At 41.9% G+C, this 18,674-nt stretch carries 18 protein-coding genes and 1 pseudogene; 11 read left to right on the top strand and 8 right to left on the bottom strand.

Going from position 1 to position 18,674, the window contains the following annotated elements:
* Window positions 1-335: IS66 family transposase (locus tag AACW06_RS17160; protein WP_192076007.1), on the top strand; the 335-nt coding region annotated here is incomplete at its 5' end.
* A gap of 75 nt (window positions 336-410) precedes the next feature.
* Here the strand turns inward: AACW06_RS17160 and AACW06_RS17165 are convergent.
* The 3 genes from AACW06_RS17165 to AACW06_RS17175 are packed head-to-tail and all read right to left on the bottom strand — an operon-like array spanning window position 411 to window position 2,753.
* Entirely contained in the window at window positions 411-1,064 is a 654-nt protein-coding gene (locus AACW06_RS17165; protein WP_192076008.1) for a helix-turn-helix transcriptional regulator, read from the bottom strand.
* An 18-nt stretch (window positions 1,065-1,082) separates the two neighbouring features.
* Window positions 1,083-2,357, bottom strand: a complete 1,275-nt coding sequence (locus AACW06_RS17170; RefSeq protein ID WP_192076026.1) for an L-cysteine desulfidase family protein — start codon at window positions 2,355-2,357, stop codon at window positions 1,083-1,085.
* A 15-nt stretch (window positions 2,358-2,372) separates the two neighbouring features.
* On the bottom strand, window positions 2,373-2,753 hold the full coding sequence (locus AACW06_RS17175; protein ID WP_192076009.1) for a Rid family detoxifying hydrolase: 381 nt from the start codon (window positions 2,751-2,753) through the stop codon (window positions 2,373-2,375).
* 309 nt (window positions 2,754-3,062) lie between these two features.
* Between AACW06_RS17175 and AACW06_RS17180 the strand changes: the two are divergent.
* Window positions 3,063-3,536, top strand: a pseudogene (locus tag AACW06_RS17180) (hypothetical protein); the annotation flags it as partial.
* A gap of 22 nt (window positions 3,537-3,558) precedes the next feature.
* On the opposite strand, the gene AACW06_RS17185 reads toward AACW06_RS17180, so the two are convergent.
* Window positions 3,559-4,368 (bottom strand): AraC family transcriptional regulator, encoded by an 810-nt coding sequence (locus AACW06_RS17185; RefSeq protein ID WP_192076010.1) that lies wholly within the window; start codon window positions 4,366-4,368, stop codon window positions 3,559-3,561.
* Window positions 4,369-4,427: 59 nt separating this feature from the next.
* Here AACW06_RS17185 and AACW06_RS17190 point away from each other — a divergent pair, with 59 nt between their 5' ends.
* Window positions 4,428-5,321 carry a DMT family transporter gene (locus tag AACW06_RS17190; RefSeq protein WP_192076011.1) on the top strand — a complete coding sequence of 298 codons (894 nt, stop codon included), beginning with the start codon at window positions 4,428-4,430 and terminating at the stop codon, window positions 5,319-5,321.
* 902 nt (window positions 5,322-6,223) lie between these two features.
* Here the strand turns inward: AACW06_RS17190 and AACW06_RS17195 are convergent.
* From AACW06_RS17195 to malX, 3 genes are all read right to left on the bottom strand, one after another.
* The gene (locus AACW06_RS17195; protein WP_192076014.1) at window positions 6,224-6,532 is read right to left on the bottom strand and encodes a type I phosphomannose isomerase catalytic subunit; all 309 of its coding nucleotides are present in this window, start codon (window positions 6,530-6,532) and stop codon (window positions 6,224-6,226) included.
* Window positions 6,532-7,701 (bottom strand): MalY/PatB family protein, encoded by a 1,170-nt coding sequence (locus AACW06_RS17200; protein ID WP_192076015.1) that lies wholly within the window; start codon window positions 7,699-7,701, stop codon window positions 6,532-6,534. Before AACW06_RS17200 ends, AACW06_RS17195 begins: the two co-directional genes overlap by 1 nt.
* Window positions 7,702-7,772: 71 nt before the next feature.
* Complete coding sequence (gene malX, locus AACW06_RS17205) at window positions 7,773-9,347, bottom strand: maltose/glucose-specific PTS transporter subunit IIBC (RefSeq protein WP_192076016.1); 1,575 nt, start codon at window positions 9,345-9,347, stop codon at window positions 7,773-7,775.
* A 231-nt stretch (window positions 9,348-9,578) separates the two neighbouring features.
* Here malX and malI point away from each other — a divergent pair, with 231 nt between their 5' ends.
* Entirely contained in the window at window positions 9,579-10,601 is a 1,023-nt protein-coding gene (gene malI / locus AACW06_RS17210; RefSeq protein WP_192076017.1) for a Mal regulon transcriptional regulator MalI, read from the top strand.
* A gap of 263 nt (window positions 10,602-10,864) precedes the next feature.
* Here malI and AACW06_RS17215 read toward each other — a convergent pair whose 3' ends face one another.
* Window positions 10,865-11,902 (bottom strand): LacI family DNA-binding transcriptional regulator, encoded by a 1,038-nt coding sequence (locus AACW06_RS17215; RefSeq protein ID WP_192076018.1) that lies wholly within the window; start codon window positions 11,900-11,902, stop codon window positions 10,865-10,867.
* A gap of 242 nt (window positions 11,903-12,144) precedes the next feature.
* Between AACW06_RS17215 and AACW06_RS17220 the strand changes: the two genes are divergently transcribed.
* The 7 genes from AACW06_RS17220 to AACW06_RS17250 all read left to right on the top strand — a co-directional run bounded on the left by AACW06_RS17220 (window position 12,145) and on the right by AACW06_RS17250 (window position 18,318).
* Window positions 12,145-13,905 carry a class I mannose-6-phosphate isomerase gene (locus AACW06_RS17220; RefSeq protein ID WP_192076019.1) on the top strand — a complete coding sequence of 587 codons (1,761 nt, stop codon included), beginning with the start codon at window positions 12,145-12,147 and terminating at the stop codon, window positions 13,903-13,905.
* A gap of 2 nt (window positions 13,906-13,907) precedes the next feature.
* Entirely contained in the window at window positions 13,908-14,336 is a 429-nt protein-coding gene (locus AACW06_RS17225; RefSeq protein WP_192076020.1) for a PTS sugar transporter subunit IIA, read from the top strand.
* Window positions 14,337-14,347: 11 nt separating this feature from the next.
* The gene (locus AACW06_RS17230) at window positions 14,348-14,842 is read left to right on the top strand and encodes a PTS system mannose/fructose/N-acetylgalactosamine-transporter subunit IIB (protein WP_192076021.1); all 495 of its coding nucleotides are present in this window, start codon (window positions 14,348-14,350) and stop codon (window positions 14,840-14,842) included.
* 80 nt (window positions 14,843-14,922) lie between these two features.
* A complete protein-coding gene (locus AACW06_RS17235; protein WP_192076022.1) occupies window positions 14,923-15,726 on the top strand; it encodes a PTS mannose/fructose/sorbose/N-acetylgalactosamine transporter subunit IIC in 804 nt (267 codons plus the stop codon).
* Window positions 15,726-16,574 (top strand): PTS system mannose/fructose/sorbose family transporter subunit IID, encoded by an 849-nt coding sequence (locus AACW06_RS17240; protein WP_192076023.1) that lies wholly within the window; start codon window positions 15,726-15,728, stop codon window positions 16,572-16,574. The genes AACW06_RS17235 and AACW06_RS17240 overlap by 1 nt, the downstream gene beginning before the upstream one ends.
* Window positions 16,575-16,625: 51 nt before the next feature.
* The gene (locus AACW06_RS17245; RefSeq protein WP_192076024.1) at window positions 16,626-17,753 is read left to right on the top strand and encodes an AGE family epimerase/isomerase; all 1,128 of its coding nucleotides are present in this window, start codon (window positions 16,626-16,628) and stop codon (window positions 17,751-17,753) included.
* Window position 17,754: 1 nt separating this feature from the next.
* The gene (locus AACW06_RS17250) at window positions 17,755-18,318 is read left to right on the top strand and encodes a glucose-6-phosphate isomerase family protein (RefSeq protein WP_192076025.1); all 564 of its coding nucleotides are present in this window, start codon (window positions 17,755-17,757) and stop codon (window positions 18,316-18,318) included.
* Window positions 18,319-18,674 lie beyond the last annotated feature (356 nt).

The following is an 18,674-nucleotide window of genomic DNA, read 5'->3' on the forward strand; positions in this document are numbered from 1 at the left end:
CGCAGAAAGTCATCGAATCGAGTCCTCTTGGTAAAGCCATCAAGTACACCTTGGGTCAGTGGCCTAAGCTGATACGCTATGTTGAAGATGGGCATTTATCTATCGACAACAACCGAGCGGAACGCGCAATCAAATCGCTGGTTATTGGCAGAAAAAATTGGTTATTCTCGACGAATCCGCTTGGTGCTGATGCGAGTGCTTTGCTGTATAGCATCATCGAGACGGCGAAAGCTAACGGACTGATACTCTACGATTACATGGTCAAATGTATGAGGGAACTGGCAAAGCCAGAGCCTGATATCAACTCACTTCTTCCTTGGAACTTCTCACACTAAAACGCCCCGTGGGATCGTGGGGCGGATACCCTTTTTAACACAAGTTCTCCATGTTGGAGTCACGACCGTTTTTTATTATTTGGAGTCAATTTCTCTTAAGTATAGATAGACCGTATCTCGACTAATATCTAAGGCTTGAGAGGCCATCAAAATACTGTCCTTGTACTTGAATATTCCTAACTCATTTAGTCTTGTAACAACCTCTCTATTCCGTTTAGAGGGAGATATAGAGCTGTTGTCTAGGACTTCACTTCGCACAATCTCAATGGTGCTACTAATCGTCTCAACAATGTTCTTCGCAAAAGTCTCAGGCGACCTTGAGATCTCATGAATGGGATACTCACAAGGGAACATATTCCTTAAGAACGATTGCATTGGGGCATCCATATCAATGTTGATGCAAAGCAAGCCAATGGCTTTGTTTTTAGGGTTTCGAACAATGGTTGTCATTGAACGCAACACTTTACCGCAAGCTGCCTTGGTCATATAAGAGTCAGAAACATCTTTGCCTTCTTGAAGCTTCAGTAGAGCAAGGTTAGTAATTGGTGCGCCAGCTTGCCGTCCAGTGATATGACCGTTCGCTATCTTAAGTATTGAAGGTGAATTTATATCGAGGGTGTGTAACACCACCTCAGTATGATCTCCATACATTCGTGCGATTCCATCTACTACGTTTCCCATAGCATGAAGAATGTCATAATCACCTTTAGTAAGCTTGCGTAGTTCCAATGTCTTTTTCCTTATTCCTTACGCAGACATGATATCTATGATTTGTGCGTCAGTGGCACACATACCAATAGAAACCATACTGCCAACATTTTTAATGGTTTGTTCTACCTCTTTGGCAACAATACCCTGACCAGATACAGTGTGATTTCTCATGGCCATCATGAAAGAGCGAACTGCTGTGGTAGATGAAGTACAGACCTTCATTGCGCAAGATGACTTAGCACCATCACAAATCATACCAGAGCTATCGCTGATAACGTTCTGTATTGCAAAACAAGATTGCTCAAAAGAACCACCTGCCAAATATACAATTGCCATTGCCGCAGCGGCACTTGTTACAGTGTTACCACAGAATGCAGATAACGGGGGATAATGTGATTTAATGTATATTGCACCTAGATGACTCAAAATCAGTGCTCTAGCTAGATCTTCTTCTGTAGCGTCATAATGCTTTGCAGCGACAACTACTGGGATTGTTGCTGCAATCCCCTGGTTTCCGCTACCAAAGTTACTCATAGCCGGAAGGGTGGCACCACCCATACGAGCATCTGAAGCAGCTGAAGTATACATTTGAACACGGGTCATTAGATCTTCACCTATCAAGCCGTTTTCAATACTAGCCTTCATCGTGCGACCAATTTCAAGGCCATACCCTTTATTCATTCCTTCTTCTGAAAGAGTCCCGTTTATCTTGGCAGCACTCAGAATAAAGGCGATATCATCAAATTCAACTTGAGTAGCAAATTCATAAATACTTTTAATGCTGATATCAACACCTTCACAGATAGAAGCAGTTGCGACCATTTCATCCTGTTTTGCTTCGAACGTTATTACGCCATTTAGCGACTTCTTAACGATGTTTGTATGACCACCGCTAATTGTTACTATGGATTGAACGCCATGTAGAGTGGCAATCACAGAACAGTAAATAAATTCGTTAGTGTTAACCCTACTAACCTTTACCTTTCCTGCATCGATAAGCTCTTGAGCCTTATCAACGTCTTCCTTGGAAATGCCTGCCAGAACTTCCAGTTCTGCATCGGGGTTACCACCAATTGCTCCAGCGGCAGCCGCAATAGGCAAGCCTATTTTTCCCGTTCCCGGAACAAAGACTCCCATCGAGTTTTTGTAAAGATTACTCGAGACAAAAACTTCAATCAGATCTGGCGTATCACCTAGTTCCCTCACGGCTACCGCTGATGCAAACGCTGCTGAGATAGGTTCTGTACAGCCTAGAGCTGGTTTCACAACCTTCTTAATGATTTTGATGTACTGCTGCCACTCTGTTTTCATCATATTGATTCCTAACTAGCACTTGTAAGCTATTGCTTCAACTTCAACTAGAACACCTAAAGGAAGATCTTTAACTGCGAAACAGCTACGAGCAGGGCACTCCTTGTTGAACACATCTGCGTACACTGCGTTGAAATCCGAAAAGTCTTCGATGTTCGCGAGGTAGCAAGTGGTCTTCAATACAGTGTCGATTGAACCGCCCCCCTCTTCAATAACACTCTTAAGATTCTCAAGTGACTGAACGGTTTGAGCTGTAATTCCACCGTCAACCACACCACCTTTTTCTTTACAAACAGGCAATTGACCAGATGTAAAAATGAGGCTGTCATGAGTAACACCATGCGAGTATGGGCCAATTGCTTCCGGTGCTTTAGGTGAATCTATTATTTTTTTCATAAATCCTCATATAAATTTTAGTTTTAATGTATTCCTAGCAAATAAACTATCGCAATGGAACTATTTTCATTCAAGTTTTGTTGATATTTTAAGTGAAAAATCAATCCATTCAGTGACACAGATCACCAATACGGCCAGTTTATGCTTTATATTTCAAATTTAAACGAATTTTTAAATGATGAGTTGCTTTGATTTTATCTCAAATATATTTGAGAAAAGCAATCAACGAACGAGAAATGAACAATGAGTGAAAATATAGAGACACTAAGCCAACCTAAAGGCAAGCAATCTGCCCATGAAAAAGCAGGGATGACAATATCTCAATGGAAAGAGGCAATTAAATTCGATTCAACAGATATAGGTTGGATCATCATGAGTATCGGTATGGCAATCGGTGCAGGTATCGTATTCTTACCGGTAAATGTAGGTGTTCTAGGGTTGTAGGTATTCCTAGCTTCAGCTGTAATTGGCTACCCTGCTATGTGTCTGTTCCAGAAACTTTTCAATGTACCACTACACATCAATACTTTATCTGAATCTACAGAGTGCCAGGACTACGCTGGTGTTATATCTGGATGTTTGGGGACGAAGTGGGGGACGTTCATAGGATCGCTTTACTTCATTATGATCGTAATATGGTTGTTTGTTTACTCAACCACCATGACCAATGATAGTGCTTCGTTCCTCCAAAGCTTCGGCGTAACAGGTGGTTTATTGTCCGATAATCCATTCTACGGTCTGGTACTTGTTGTGGCTCTAGTAACGGTAGCTTCTCGTGGGGATCTCCCCCTGGCTGCCTATACGCCTACGAATTCAATTTCCTAAATTGATCAGGTGTGACACCCGTAAGCTTTCGGAACATTTTAATAAATGAAGACCCTTGGCTATACCCTAATTCAAAGGCTATCTCATTAATTGATATCGACTCCTTTAATAATATTATAGCTTTGACCAGTTTTGCCCTTTGTCGCCAATCATTAAAGCTCATATTTAGCTCTTTTTTAAAACGTCGTGTAAGCGTCCTTTCCGTACTAAATACTCGTTTTGCCCAAGTGGCTAAACTTGAATCATCTGCTGGATTTTCTTGGAGTTGCGCTAAGATAGGAGCAAGTAACTTATCGCAAGTCGAAGGAAGATAGTTGTCGATAATATTTGCCTTCGCTAATCGTTCCATCAGCACATACCCCATGCATTTATCTTCTTCAGAAAGTACAGCAGTTGTCTTCCTTTCAACTAAATCATCTATTAGTGCTCTAATAAGTGGCGTCAATGGAATCATGCAAGCTTGCCCAGGTAAGTTCTTGCTAAGGTTCAAAGCTATATTTATCGCACAGTACTCTATATCACCACGATTAAAGGCTCGATGTATTTGGTTAGCGGGAGTCCAAATTGCATAACTTGCAGGGCAGACCATGATTTGCTGATCCACCTCCATTTCGAGTACCCCTTGCTTAATTATATGCAATTGCCCCCACATATGTGAATGAGGCAGAGTCTCTGTTTTTGCTTCTAAAAAAAAGTAGTGAAAGAAGATATCTGTTGGGAGTTTATCATCTAACTTAGGCTCAAATTTATTCGCTGTCCTATTGGCTATATTGGGTGTCCTAGTTGGCATACAGCTCTCGCTCTCATCAGTGTGACAATTCTGTTAGTTATTCCATAACAGAGATTCTTATGAACATTATTTTCCCGATTGCAGCCGTATTTATTTGGGCTGCTAATGCAGTAGTAAGTAAACTAGCAACTGTCGCTATAGAACCAGGAGCAATAGCTTTTTATCGTTGGTTTTTTGCCTTAATCGTCCTGTTACCTTTTTGCTTAAAACCATTATTACAACAAAGGACTGCTGTATTAAAAAACTTAGGTAAACTGACGGTCCTAGCTTCTTTAGGGATGGTACTAAATCAATGCCTTGCTTATTATGCAGCTCATACTACAAGTGCTACTAACATTGCTGTATTTCTATCACTAATGCCTTTATTTGGGCTTTTCTTAGCGGTTCCTTTACTAGGTAATAAATTAAAAAAGCAGGCTTTATTCGGTGCCATAATCTCTTTTTCTGGCTTAGTTTTTATGCTAAGTGAGGGTAGCCCATCAAGTTTAATGGCTAGTGGTATCAAGCAAGGAGATGCATTAATGTTTATATCTAGCTTAGCTTATGCTCTCTATTCGGTATTACTTAATAAATGGAAACTATCACTTAAGCCATGGACTTCTGTTTTTTGTCAAGTTGCTATTGGAGCGCTTCTCCAACTGCCTTTATTGCTCGTTAGCGACTCCTATGTCATTACAAGTGAAGCATTCCCCATGGTCCTATTTGCTGCTGTATTTGCTTCTGTCTTAGCACCTTGGTTTTGGTTACAAGGAGTACGTCGTATTGGCGCATCTAATGCCACGTTATTTATGAATTTGGTTCCAATATTTACTGTACTTATCAGCCTTGTGTTTCTTGGCAACCCACCTACTACATATCATTTAATTGGCGGTTTTTTTGTATTAATCGGATTGACAACCGCTCAAATAAAAGTAAATGCATTGCGGCTACCACTCCCCACTAAAGCAGCCTAAATAATCCCAAAATCTCGCCGACTAGCTTATCTTCTATCATTTTGAATCCATCTTTAATGCTAATTAGAGATGGATTGGGATGAAAAATCTAATGTTCTAATTTTTCTATTAAGACTCAAAATCTCGAACTAACAAACCATCTCCTGACACCTGAAAAATGCTAGGTTCTATAAACAGAAATTGACATGCATTTATTACAGTATCATTAATTTGAACGCTACCTTTTGCTACTAATAAAATATAGCGAGATGCCACGTTGATACTCTGCTTAGATTCAAAGGCTTGGCATAATGCTAGGCCAAACTTTGTTTCTAGTGGTTGTAATACACGCTCGTTATTAATGAGGTTCGCAGTCAATTTTTGGGAGATAAAAGGAGCAAGTTGAGTACAATTAATTAATTCCGCAGTATCTATGTGTTTTGGTGTTAACCCTGCTCTCAATACGTTGTCTGAGCAACCCATTAATTCGACACAAGTGCCTTGTGCTTAGGCATGTATCGTACCCGCTGGTAAATATATCGCCTCTCCAGGTTCAAAAGTCATGCAATTTAGATATAAAGGAACAAGCCCCCCCTATATCTATTGAATAGTGATGCGCCAGTTCAACCATCTGTTGCTACATTGGAACATTACGTGTGATAGCAATAGACAGTGCTTTAGCAATAATGCCCTGCTTGTCTTTTTCTGGTAGCTCTAGCAGTGATAAGTTAAGTTATGATACCCAAAAGAGTCACCTTTAATTATCATATTTAATGACTCAGACTCAATGGCATTTAAGTTAACCGTTATCTCTTCTAGCGCTCGAAAACCAACCATAATTTTAAATGGAGATAAGGCCATTACTATTTCAGGCTTTGCATAGGTATCTTTATAATTCCGATGTGGATCGTCCAATGGAACATTTAGTTTATTTTCACGTTCAAACCCATCAACTGCTTGGTTTTCATTGGGTGAACTTGTAGCGAGAATGATTGAGAAGCACTGAGTACTTTAAACAGGAAGTTAAGTGGCTTTTTCTCAAAAAACTGATCCCCCCCTTGCCAAGATTCATCATCAATTTGGATATTAGATGGCAATGATGGGTGTCCTCCTAGCCATAATTCAACCAAAGGCCTATCTCCTTTTTGGGGAAGTCCAAACAACCCATAAAGTATATGAGATCCCCATTGATAGTGCTGCTGTCTTCTCTCCAAAGTGTATGTCGTTTTCATTATGCTAACTCTTTGATTGCGAGAATGAGTGCTGCTAGGCCTTGCTCTACTTTTGAGCGTGGACAACCTAAATTTAAGCGAACAAAGTTCTTCCCGGCTTCGCCATAAGTACTACCTTGCATGATTGCAACTTTGTGTTTTTTAATAAGGCACTGATTAAGTGCTTCCATATCCATAGATAAAGGCGAAAGGTCTACCCAAGCAAGATAAGTCGCATCAGGAACTTGATATTTAATCGACGGGAGTTGCTCTGATAGTGTTTGTTGTACATAGAGATGGTTGGCGTACAGATATTCTTTGAGTGCATCTAACCAAGGAGCCCCATTTTGATATGCCGCCATAAGGCCAATAACACCCAAGATTGATGGTGAAGAAAGTCCATCAACTTGCTTGAGATTAAATAGGTACCGCTCACGAGCAAATTCCTCCGCGATAAATGCATAGGCACCATTTAAAGCCGGAATGTTGAATGACTTTGAAGCCGAACTAACTAAAGCCCAACGAGGTTCCATATCAAAACCTTGCCAAGGCGTATGGGGCTTAAAGCAAACATCCATATGTATTTCATCGCTAATAACTGCCACATTGTATTTTTCACACAATTTAGCCATACGATTCAATTCTTCTATATTCCACACCTTCCCCGTTGGGTTGTGAGGGCTACAAAGAAGAAGTATTTTGTTATTCGGATCAGCGAGATGACTCTCAAACTTATGCCAGTCCAGTTGAAAACCTTGAGAAGTAGATCGTAATGGGTTTGCGATAATCGTTCGATCTAAACCTAAAATCATTTTATCGAAAGCATCATAGGCCGGAGTATGGATAATGACCCCTTGGCCTGTATTACTCCAATGCCGAATAAGCTGAGAAATAATGTAGATCACTGATGGCCCATAAACCAAATGCTCACTATCAAGAACCGCATCAAACCTTGTTTTAAACCAGCTTGTTATCGCATTTTTAAAATCTTCATGATTCCAACGGCTATAGCCAAATACAGGATGTTCGATTCGCGATTGAAGCGCGTCAATGACGACTCGTGGAGCGGCAAAATCCATATCTGAAATAGTAAATGGTAATAGATTCGGCTCACCAAACCTATCTTCAACGTAATCCCATTGAGTACAATAGCTATTCGTACGATCGATTTTTTCAGAGAAATTGAACATAGGTACTCCAAAGAATTCTGAAATATAAATAGAAAAAGGTGGGAAGAAACGTCCACCTTTTTATCTAAAACTTAAGCTGTAGTAGTCATAAGTGATTGCATTTCATTTTTTACCAAATGAACCTGAGTTCCGATTACAACTTGTAAGCTATGTTCATCAAGTTTAACAACACCAAGTGCACCGTATGATTTTAGTTTTGCATCTTCAACTAAGCTCATGTCGGCCACAGTTAAACGTAGACGCGTAATGCAGTTATCAAGTGAGGTAATATTTTGAGCTCCGCCCAAAGCCGCAAGAATTAGTCCTCCCTTGCCACCTTCCGTTGCAAGAATCGCTTCCGCTTCTTCCGGTAGTACTTCCTCAACTTCACGACCCGGTGTTTTAAGGTTGAACTTAAGGATTGCAAATTTAAATACGAAGTAGTACACCGCGAACCAAATACCAGAAACAAGAGGAACTAGGTACCATTTGGTCGCTGTGCCTTGAAGAATACCGAATACTAATAAGTCAATAATATTGCCATCAGTATTACCAATGGTAACATCAAGCATCCCCATAACCATGAAACCAAAACCAGTTAACATTGCATGAATAAAGTACAGAGCAGGAGCAACAAATAGGAATAAGAACTCTAAAGGCTCGGTAATACCACCAACAACACAAGCGACAACACCAGATAATAATAGCGCTTTAATCTTGCTACGGTTTTCAACCTTTGCACAGTGGTACATTGCTAGCGCTGCACCAGGAAGTCCACCTAAGAATGCTGGCATTTTACCTTGTGATAAGAAAGCAGTTACTGAAGGTGTAAATCCTTGAGTTTCAGGACATGCTAACTCTGAGTAAAAGATGTTTAGTGCGCCTGATACAGTCTCACCACATACTTCTAATGTGCCCCCCGCTTCAGTAAATCGAATAAGAGCGACGAGAATATGATGAAGGCCAATAGGAAGAAGTAAACGTTCACCTGCACCAAATAAGAATGGTCCAAAGTCACCAGCACCTGCAATGGCATACCCAATACCATTGATGCCAGCAGCAAAGTAAGGCCAAACAAATGGTACAAGTAAGCCAACTAGCCCTAATACAACACTTGAAATAATTGGAACAAAGCGCGCTCCACCAAAGAATGCTAATGCATCTGGCATTTTGAATGTATAGAAACGAGTGTGTAACTTGGCAACGATAATACCGACAATTACAGCTCCCAAAATACCAGTATCAATCGAATTTGTACCTAGAATTGACTTCACACCATATGCCTGTCGTAGAGTGTCGCTATCAAGCACTCCATTCACAGTTAGATAGAAGTTAATTGCTAAGTTTAATGCTGCATAACCGACTAAACCAGAAAATGCAGCCACACCTTTTTCTTCACGTACTAACCCCATAGGAATAGCAATAGCAAACATTACCGGAAGATAAATAAATGCGACTAAGCCAATTTTTGTCATCCAAATAAAGATATATTGAAGAACGATATTATCAAAAAGTGGCATTGCTTCTTTAAAAGCAGCACTTGAGAAAGAGCTACCTACACCCAGTAAAATACCGGAAAAAGCGAGCAGAGCTACAGGGACCATAAAAGTCTTCCCTAAGCTTTGGAAGAATTCCCATAAAGTGGTTTTCTTGTTCTCTTGTTTCATTGGATCTCTCCATTAGGATTCAAATTGACTATAGAGCGAATTTTATTCACTGCATTTCTGTAATTGAGGGAACAATACACCTGATAAATTACTGATAAAACGTTTTACCACTTTTATTGTGATCATGATCTTTTTTATTTTTGCATCTCACCTAAAAGTCTATAAGATATAGGATGTCAAATGTGAAGTTATGTGATTTAACGTTTTATCAACATTCAATATTTGTGAGCAATGATTAATAAAAAAGCAAACATAAAAGATGTAGCTAAGAAGGCAGGTGTCTCTGTTACTACCGTTTCTATGGTTTTAAGTGACAAGGGACGCATCTCTGTTGAAACTGCAGAGAAGGTCAATCAAGCTGTGCAACTGCTGGGATACATTAAAAATCAAAACGCATCTAACTTAAGAGCTCAAAAATCAACCCTGATCGGACTGGTACTACGAGATATCAGTGATCCCTACTATGCAGAAGTTGCTGCAGGACTAAGTGAAGTACTGGAAGAGAAAGGTTATATGCTGTTTCTCGCTCAATCAGGATCAAACCAAGAAAAATTTGACCAGTGTATTTCAACCCTGAAAGCGCAAGGTGTCGGCGGAATCGTATTCTGCCCAATTAGAGATATTGGTGTCCCAAACATTGATAAACTGACTGATTTGGGTACACCATTAGTTTGTGTAGCAAGAGCAAAAATTGGCCAACAAGTTGACTTCGTAGGGCCAGATAATATGTTGTCGGCCAAGATAGCAACAGAGTACTTAATTAAGCAAGGGCACCGTCAGATCGCCTATGTGGGTGGAAATAGTGATTCTTTAAGCCGAGCTGAGCGGCTTGGTGGATATTGCAGTACTCTCATGCAATTTGGCTTACCTTTTAAACCCGAATGGGTAATTGAGTGCGACAAGAGTCAAACTGTCGCTGCCGAAGCCGTTAGTCAACTCATCAGTAAAAATCCAAAGATCACCGCAATACTATGCCATTATTCATCAACTGCTTTTGGAGCAGTCTATGGCATAAATATAGCTAATCGTAGCGTCGGTAAAGATAACTACATTGGTCAACAGATTGCTGTAATTGGTTTTGATGATGTACCAGAAGCAGAATTGATCCAACCTTCCCTAACTTTTGTTTCAACTCCAGTACGTGAAATAGGTCGTCAAGCTGGCCTTAGATTAATTAGTCAGATTGGTGGCGAGAGTTGTAGTCCACAAAGCGTAATCTTAAGCCCTAAATTGATTACTAGGGACTCTGCTTAATGTGTATTTCAGCTAACGTAAACCACGAGCTCGTTTTCAGTAACCGTTCACCAGTAGGTAATTGACTTTTGTCTACAGACCAAGAGCATTTGGGTATGATTGAAGAGACCACCTGTACGATTTGCGTCAGTATAGACAACTACTAACATCATCGTAGCAAGGTTTCATAAACGAGTTATAGCATTTACTAGGTTGATCGTTGATAGATAACTGTAGGTATTGAAAAGTGAGTTTGAAGGAATAGCGCAAGCAGTAAACCTACGCTAGTTCGAAGACCTGACTTTATCACAAGTTTCAACTCCACCGCATGAGCTTCTAACCACCAGTTTTGGTGGGAACACTACGCTTTTATATGGCTGCTTATTACCCTCCATTCGAGAAAGAATGATCTCTCCTGCGGCTCGGCCTATTTCTCTCGCGGAAACAGAAATAGAAGTCAGTGCTGGGTTAGTATCCGCAGATTCCGCTACATCATCAAAGCCGACAACCGCGATATCTTGACCCACGGTTTTCCCAAGATCTTTAATCGCTCGCATCACACCAAAAGCAACGATATCTTGGTAGCCAATAATTGCGGTAATTTCAGGGTGCTGATCCAATAACTCTCTTGTCACCTTAGCTCCCTCAGAGCGGCTTGCTGAACAGCTTCGAATATATCGTTCATTTAATAGAATTCCATGTTCCATCAGCTTTGACATATAACCACCAAGACGATGGGAACGCGTTTTCGAGATCTCCATCCCCCCCACGAAAGCAATATGTTTATGACCTTTTTTAATAAGGTGTTCCGTCGCCAATTGTAAACCCATAAAGTTATTGGTACCGACGAAATCAAATTGATCTTCACCAATAGGCCGAATAGCCAACACTATCGGAAACCCTCGGCTTTGCACTGTTTCTAAAAAGTCCAGATTGGTTTCCATCGCTGGGCACATGACTACTCCACCAGCATTTTGGCTCAACAACGAATCGATGAACTTGCTTTGTCGCTCAACGCTCTCTTCAGCATTAGCGAGAAAAAGTAACGAATCTTGCTCTTCTAGGTAGTGACTCAGCCCTGCGATCATTTCAGAAAAGAATGGATTGGTGATGTCAGGTATCACGAGTCCGACCAAATTGCTGCGCTTATGACGTAAGTTAGCTGCTGCTTGATTGTAAACATAACCAAGCTCTTTAACCGCCTCTAATACCCGCTCACGCGTGGTTGCCGATATTCGCCCTTTATTCGTCAATACCATGGATATAGTAGCGGTGGAAACGCCGCAATACTTCGCCACATCCGCAATAGTTGCTTTCACCATGTTGAGCTCCAGTAAATGAAATTAACACCAGTTATAACGACTTTCGCATCTGATTAAAACAAGGTTAATCGATTAACCCATTTAACTGACATTTATCGCTGTGATTATGTGATTAACTACAAAACCACCATTGATGTTAGTGGTTAACAAATGCCAAATGAGCGGTTAACCACGTTAACCCATTTGTAAATTGGTTAACTGAGTAATTAGACTATAGTCAAATGATTAACTCAAGGTGATATATGAAGTACCTATCTGGTCAATCCAATTATGACAAGTTTCCAAATGTAGAAATGAAGGGTTTTGAGCAAGATGCCGTTCGCGGTTGGGACAATATCATTGACACAATTGAACGACGAATTAAAGGCCAAGATAAACATATTTTAGTGATCGACACCTATCATGGCGTCAATCACAACGAACTCCTCGACCAGCTTGTTGCACCGCTCTCCCCCGCTTTAGTTGTGTCAATGGATGATGCGAAATACTCCGAAGAATATATCTTTGCCATGTTAGAGCGCAACATTACCGACGATCGAGTATTTGGCGTCATTGCACCACACAAGTTGGACGAGTTCTTTAATAGCGAGAAGCTACAAGCTCTGAGACAAACCGTTCGCGATGCTGATTCTGGTTTGATCGTTGTTATTGGTCATGGAGCTAGATTGATCGCTGACGGCGATACCTTCATTTACGCTGACTTAACTCGTTGGGAAATTCAACAACGCTTCCGTCGCGGTGAACTTGGTAATTGGGGGGCGGAAAACTATAACGAAGACGTACTGCGTAAATACAAGCGCTCGTTCTTTATTGAATGGCGTGTCTTCGACCGCTATAAGACCAAGCTGCTGGCTGAAATCGACTTTTTGTTAGACACCAATACTGCCTTTGACCCTAAGATGGTCTCTGGCAAAGCATTTACTGCTGGCTTGAAACAAGCTACTACTCAACCATTTAGACTTGTTCCATTCTTTGACCCGGGTGTTTGGGGTGGTCAATGGATGAAAGAAGTCTGTGACCTCGATCGAGATAAGTCAAATTACGCGTGGTGTTTTGACTGCGTTCCCGAAGAGAACAGCTTACGGTTTAAGTACGGTGACATTGTTGTAGAAATCCCATCTCAAGATTTGGTATTAACACAACCACGCGCTTTATTAGGTGATAACGTCCATGCACGATTTGGAGCAGAGTTCCCGATTCGATTCGACTTCCTAGATACCATGCAAGGTCAACATCTGAGTCTACAAGTGCACCCGTTAACGGAATACATTCAGAATGAATTTGGTATGCACTATACCCAAGACGAAAGCTACTACATGTTAGATGCTGGTGAAAAAGCCAGTGTGTATCTTGGTACTAAGTCTGGCATCAACCCAGATGAAATGATAGATGATTTATATGCGGCGCAACGCGGAGAGAAGTCGTTCGATGATGAACGCTTTATCAATCAATTCCCAGCGAAAAAGCATGACCATTTTTTAATCCCCGCTGGCACAATTCACTGCTCAGGCTCCGATTCTATGGTGCTTGAAATCAGTGCAACTCCTTACATTTTCACTTTCAAATTGTGGGATTGGGATCGTCTGGGACTTGATGGTCTACCAAGGCCCGTCCATTTAGACCACGGTAAAGAAGTCATACAGTGGGAACGCGACACAGAATGGTGTCAGGAGCATTTGGTAAACGCCGTCACACCAGTCACAGAAGGCGATGGCTGGAGAGAAGAGAAAACTGGACTACACGAACGCGAGTTTATTGAAACACGACGCCACTGGTTCAGCAAACCTGTGCTTCATAAAACAGAGGGAACGGTTAATGTTCTGAACTTAGTCGAAGGCAAAGAGGCAATTATCTTGAGTCCAGACAATAAATTTGAACCATTTGTTGTTCATTATGCTGAAACCTTCGTCATCCCAGCTCACGTAGGCGCCTATGTCATCCAACCATACGGTGAAAGTGAAGGTAAAGAAATTGCCACCATTAAAGCATTCGTAAGAGGTTAAACATGATCCATTTTATCGTAGCCAGTCACGGTCCATTAGCCACTGCACTTATCAGCAGTGCCAACATGGTATTTGGCGAACTGAGTAATACGACTGCGATCTGTCTCACTGAAGAGGGAGGCATCGAGCAATTTAAACAAAATTTCCACCATGAAATCACCGCAATAGCACCGAATGTCGATGGCATTGTTGTGTTGTGCGATTTGGAATGCGGCACACCCTACAACATTGCCTGCACTTACGCATTCAACCCAGATTTCAATCCGAAGGTTGAAGTCGTAACAGGGGTGAATTTCCCAACACTTTTAATGACGGCAGACTTTGTTGAAGAGCTCGACGCTTCGTCCGTTGCAACTACCTTGCAACAAGAAGCGCTAAAAACGGTTGTCGTTGCCAAGCCAGTAGAGCTGACACAAGAAGAAGACTTTTAAGGAGAAACACTATGGCTATTTCATTTGTGCGTATCGACGACCGCGTTATACATGGACAGTTAATGACTCGTTGGGCTAAAGAGCTACCTTGTGATGGTATCGTTGCCATTGACGACGCGGTAGCATCTGACCCATTACTATCGCAAGTCATGAAAGGCGCCGTTACCGACGTTAAGGTTTGGCTGTTTGATACCGCGACAGCCATAAGCAAACTACCCAAGGTGATTGCCAGCGATAAAAAGTACTTTGTCATAGCAAAATCCCCGGTCACGCTGCGCCGAATTCGTGAAGCGGGTATTAGCCTTGAAAACCTCAATAACAAAATTAACGTTGGCCCAATGAGCGCTAGAGAAGGCACAACTACCATTGGCAGCAACCAATGCGTCAACCAAGAAGAAATTTCCGCATTTAATTACCTCTCTGATGACGGTCACCACATTGACTTCAGATTGGTACCTGATGCCAGTTCCTACACCTGGCAAGATGCACTGAAAAAACTGAAATAACAACAAAACAACCTCCACTTTTGACACGATTTTAAAGGTCAAAAGTGGGGTAAATAATACGTGAGCTAAAGGATGACATTATGTTTATAGAAGCAGTATTTATCGGGATACTTTGCTATCTCGGTGCCCTTTCCACCCCCTGGTTACTTGGATTAACTGGTGGTTGGTACACCATAACTCGACCACTCGTATCCGGTATGTTAGTCGGTATCATTTTAGGTGATATCCAAACTGGCATCATGGTAGGTGTGGCCGTACAAGCCGTTTACATCGCAATGGTAACACCTGGTGGTTCTATGCCAGCTGACCTTAACTTCGTCGCCTATCCTGCAGTTGCGCTGGGCGTCATGTCAGGACAGGGCGTGGAAGTCGCTGTTGCTATCGCCGCAACTATCGGTATCGCAGGCACCATCATCTTCAACTTTATGATGGTCATTAACTCCTACTGGAACCATAAAGCAGACTTGGCCATTGAAGCTGGTGACGAGAAAGGCGTATACATGAACTCCGCCATCAATCCTCAGATCACCAACTTCTTGATGCGCTTTATTCCGACCTTTATTGCGGTTTACTTCGGAAACCAATACATCGAAGGGTTTATGGCAAGCCTTCCTACTATGGTGATTGACACCATGACGGTTCTAGGTGGCATCTTACCTGCTGTTGGTATCGCTATTCTGTTAAAGCAGATCATCAAAGAATCCACAATGCTGATTTATTTCCTAGTCGGTTTCGTTGGCATCGTATTTCTAAACCTCAACATGGTGGGTTTAGTAATGATTGGTGCGTTGTTCGCTCTACTTCATTACAACTATAAACCAGAACCACAAACGGCTAACGCAGCACCCGTTCAACAAGCTGCTGATGACGAGGATGAATTCTAATGACTGAACAAGACAACAAAATGGGTACTAAGAACAAACAAAAAGTCACTCTCGATAAAAAAGATCTGACGAAGTGCTGGCGGACATGGATGATGTACAACTTATCATCGATGAGTTTTGAACGCTTGGAGTCGTTTGGCTTTTGTCTAGGCATGATGCCTGCTTTGAAAAAGCTCTACCCTAACCAAGAAGACCGTAAAGAAGCGATGAAGCGTCATGCGTCATTCTACAATACTGAGCCACAGTTGGGCGCTATCATCAATGGTATGGCTGTGGGTATGGAAGAGAAGAAAGCCAACGGTGAACCAATTGATGGTGAGACCATCAACACGCTCAAAGTGGGCTTGATGGGGCCAGTCGCTGGCATCGGGGATTCAATGATTCCGGGTATGTTGGTACCCATTTTACTCAGTATTGGTATGGCACTTGCCGCTGGCGGTAGCATGTTAGGTCCCATTTTCTACATTGTCGCTTTTAACGCTATCGCTATCATTGGCTCTTACCAATTATTTATGAAAGGCTACAAGATGGGGGCAAGCTCAGTCGAAATGCTCGTTAGCCACCGTTCAACCAAAATTCGTGAAGCATTATCTTTATTAGGTGTGTTTGTGATGGGTGGTGTTGCCGCCAGTTACGTCAATTTAGGTACAGGGCTTGAGTTTGTAACCAAAGATGGTGTCGACATCAACGTACAAATGATGTTAGATGGAATTTTTCCTAAACTACTGCCATTGGTTGTGGTGCTGGGTACTTGGTATGCGATGGCGAAAAAAGGTCTTAGCCCAGTAAAAGCAATGCTTTCTCTTGTGGTTATCTCTTTCATCGGTGTCGCTATCGGTCTCTTCTAACTTTTCAATGTCTAGGGCACTCATTAAGTGCCCTATTCTTTGGAGCAAACCATGGACTCTCTAACCTTTCAAATTACTCGCTGCCAACATTGGCTCACTCAATATGCCCTACCTCGATGGCAAAGAACACAATCCAATCAAAATGGTATTTTCGCCGAAGGCTTATTTTCCAATGGACAAGAGTTTAGTGATGATTTACTTAGATTTCGTGTGCAGCCACGACAAGTTTACGTCTTCGCTCATGCAACTGAGCTAGGCCTAATCGACGGTCGCAATCAAGTTTTGGCTGCCATTGAACAAGGATTTGCACACTTTGGCTCACCAACATCCGGTTATCGTTTCGCGCTGTGCAAAAGCAGCGACAACAAGAGTGATGCGACTAACCTATACGAACAAGCTTTCGCACTTCTTGGGTTTGCTTGGCATTACAAACTAGCGGCTGATGAAAATGCTCTGGCCTCAATGGAAGCCATTTACCAACACATATCAACACACCTTGGGGATACAGAACAAGGTGGTTTTTTCCTGACAGAAGGCAATGCAGTCAATAAAGGGCAAAACCCTCACATGCATTTGTTCGAAGCATTAATGGTCAGCTACGAACATACCGACAATCCCATTTGGCTAGAACGAGCAACGCAAATCTATCAGTTGTTCCAAACTTATTTCATGCAAAGTGATCATTTAGCTGAGTTCTTTCAGGCCGATTTCTCACTTGATTCGGAAATAGGCACTCACATCGATCCTGGTCATCATTACGAGTGGATCTGGTTACTCAGCCATTACCAAAAACTCACAGACGTCAAGATAGACAAGGCGAACGACGCTTTATACCGCTTTGCACAACAATATGGACATAACGACAACGGTCTTGTTAGGGATGAGATATACGCCAACGGAAAACCTCTACGTTCAACGTCGCGCCTTTGGTGTCAAACCGAATACCTAAAAGCCTGTATTGCACTTTGGGAAAGTAATCCTAGCGATACCCGCCGAGCCGCAATCAGTCAAGCGGTGGAACACATCTTTGTTCACTACTTAAATCCAGCGTTACCGGGGTTGTGGATCGACCAAGTAGATAGCAAGGGTGAGCCGTTAAATGAACACTCTCCAGCGAGCAGTTTCTATCACTTATTTCTAGCATTTTCGGAACTACTAAGAATAGCCGATAAGGATTAACATGCATTTATCTATTCCTACTAGCATCAATTACTTAACTGGTCATATTGATGCAGAAAACTTAGTCTGCAAAGAAACCACACTTAGCGCACTTGAAGGTGTGTTTGCTGACGAAAACCAGCGCGCTATAGGTGCTCAGGATCAAGTCATTTACCAAGTAGAGATGCTGCCTACTCAGCAAAAGGAAGGAGAGTTAAACTTTGGTGTTTCGCATATCGAACCGGGCTCCATAGGCGATGAATTCCACATGACCAGAGGCCACATTCACAAACGTAAAGAGCAAGCAGAATTCTATTTTGGCTCGCAAGGTGAGGGTTTGTTACTTATGCAAACAGAACAAGGAGAAGTGTCCATTGAAAAAGTCTTCCCGGGCAGCGTGCATCATATTCCAGGCTTTGTCGCTCACCGATTGATTAATACGGGTAATACTCGATTGTCTGTGTTCGCCGTCTGGCCAGCCGTTGCAGGGCATAACTACGATTTTCTAAAGGAGATAGGATTTAAAGTTCGTGTATTTAAATCATCAACATCCTATAACATTGTTTCTGCGGATAAAATTGAATAACCTGAACTCTGGATAAGAGTAGAAGGGAACTAAGAGCAAGTTCTGTAATCGAATATTTCGACTAAGAGAGAACAACCATTGCCCAATTTTAGTTGACCAACGAGCAACTTTGGTCAAAGACATGTTAGTAGGCAGAACTCCTGCCAGCTCTCAACCTCCACACCACATCCACCTTCAGATATATGTTATCTAGAAAAACGCAAATAACAGGCAATAGCGGCTTGTAGATGTAGATACCCCCGTGCATGCACGGGGTACTTACTGTTACAACTCCATGCGGAGTTGACCAGAATCCTTTTCGCCCTGATGCCTAACGTAATTCGCTATAACCTGTTCATTCACGCCTACGCTACTGA

The sequence above is a fragment of the Vibrio sp. S12_S33 genome, from assembly GCF_963889785.1.
GTDB classification, from domain to species: Bacteria; Pseudomonadota; Gammaproteobacteria; order Enterobacterales; family Vibrionaceae; genus Vibrio; species Vibrio aestuarianus.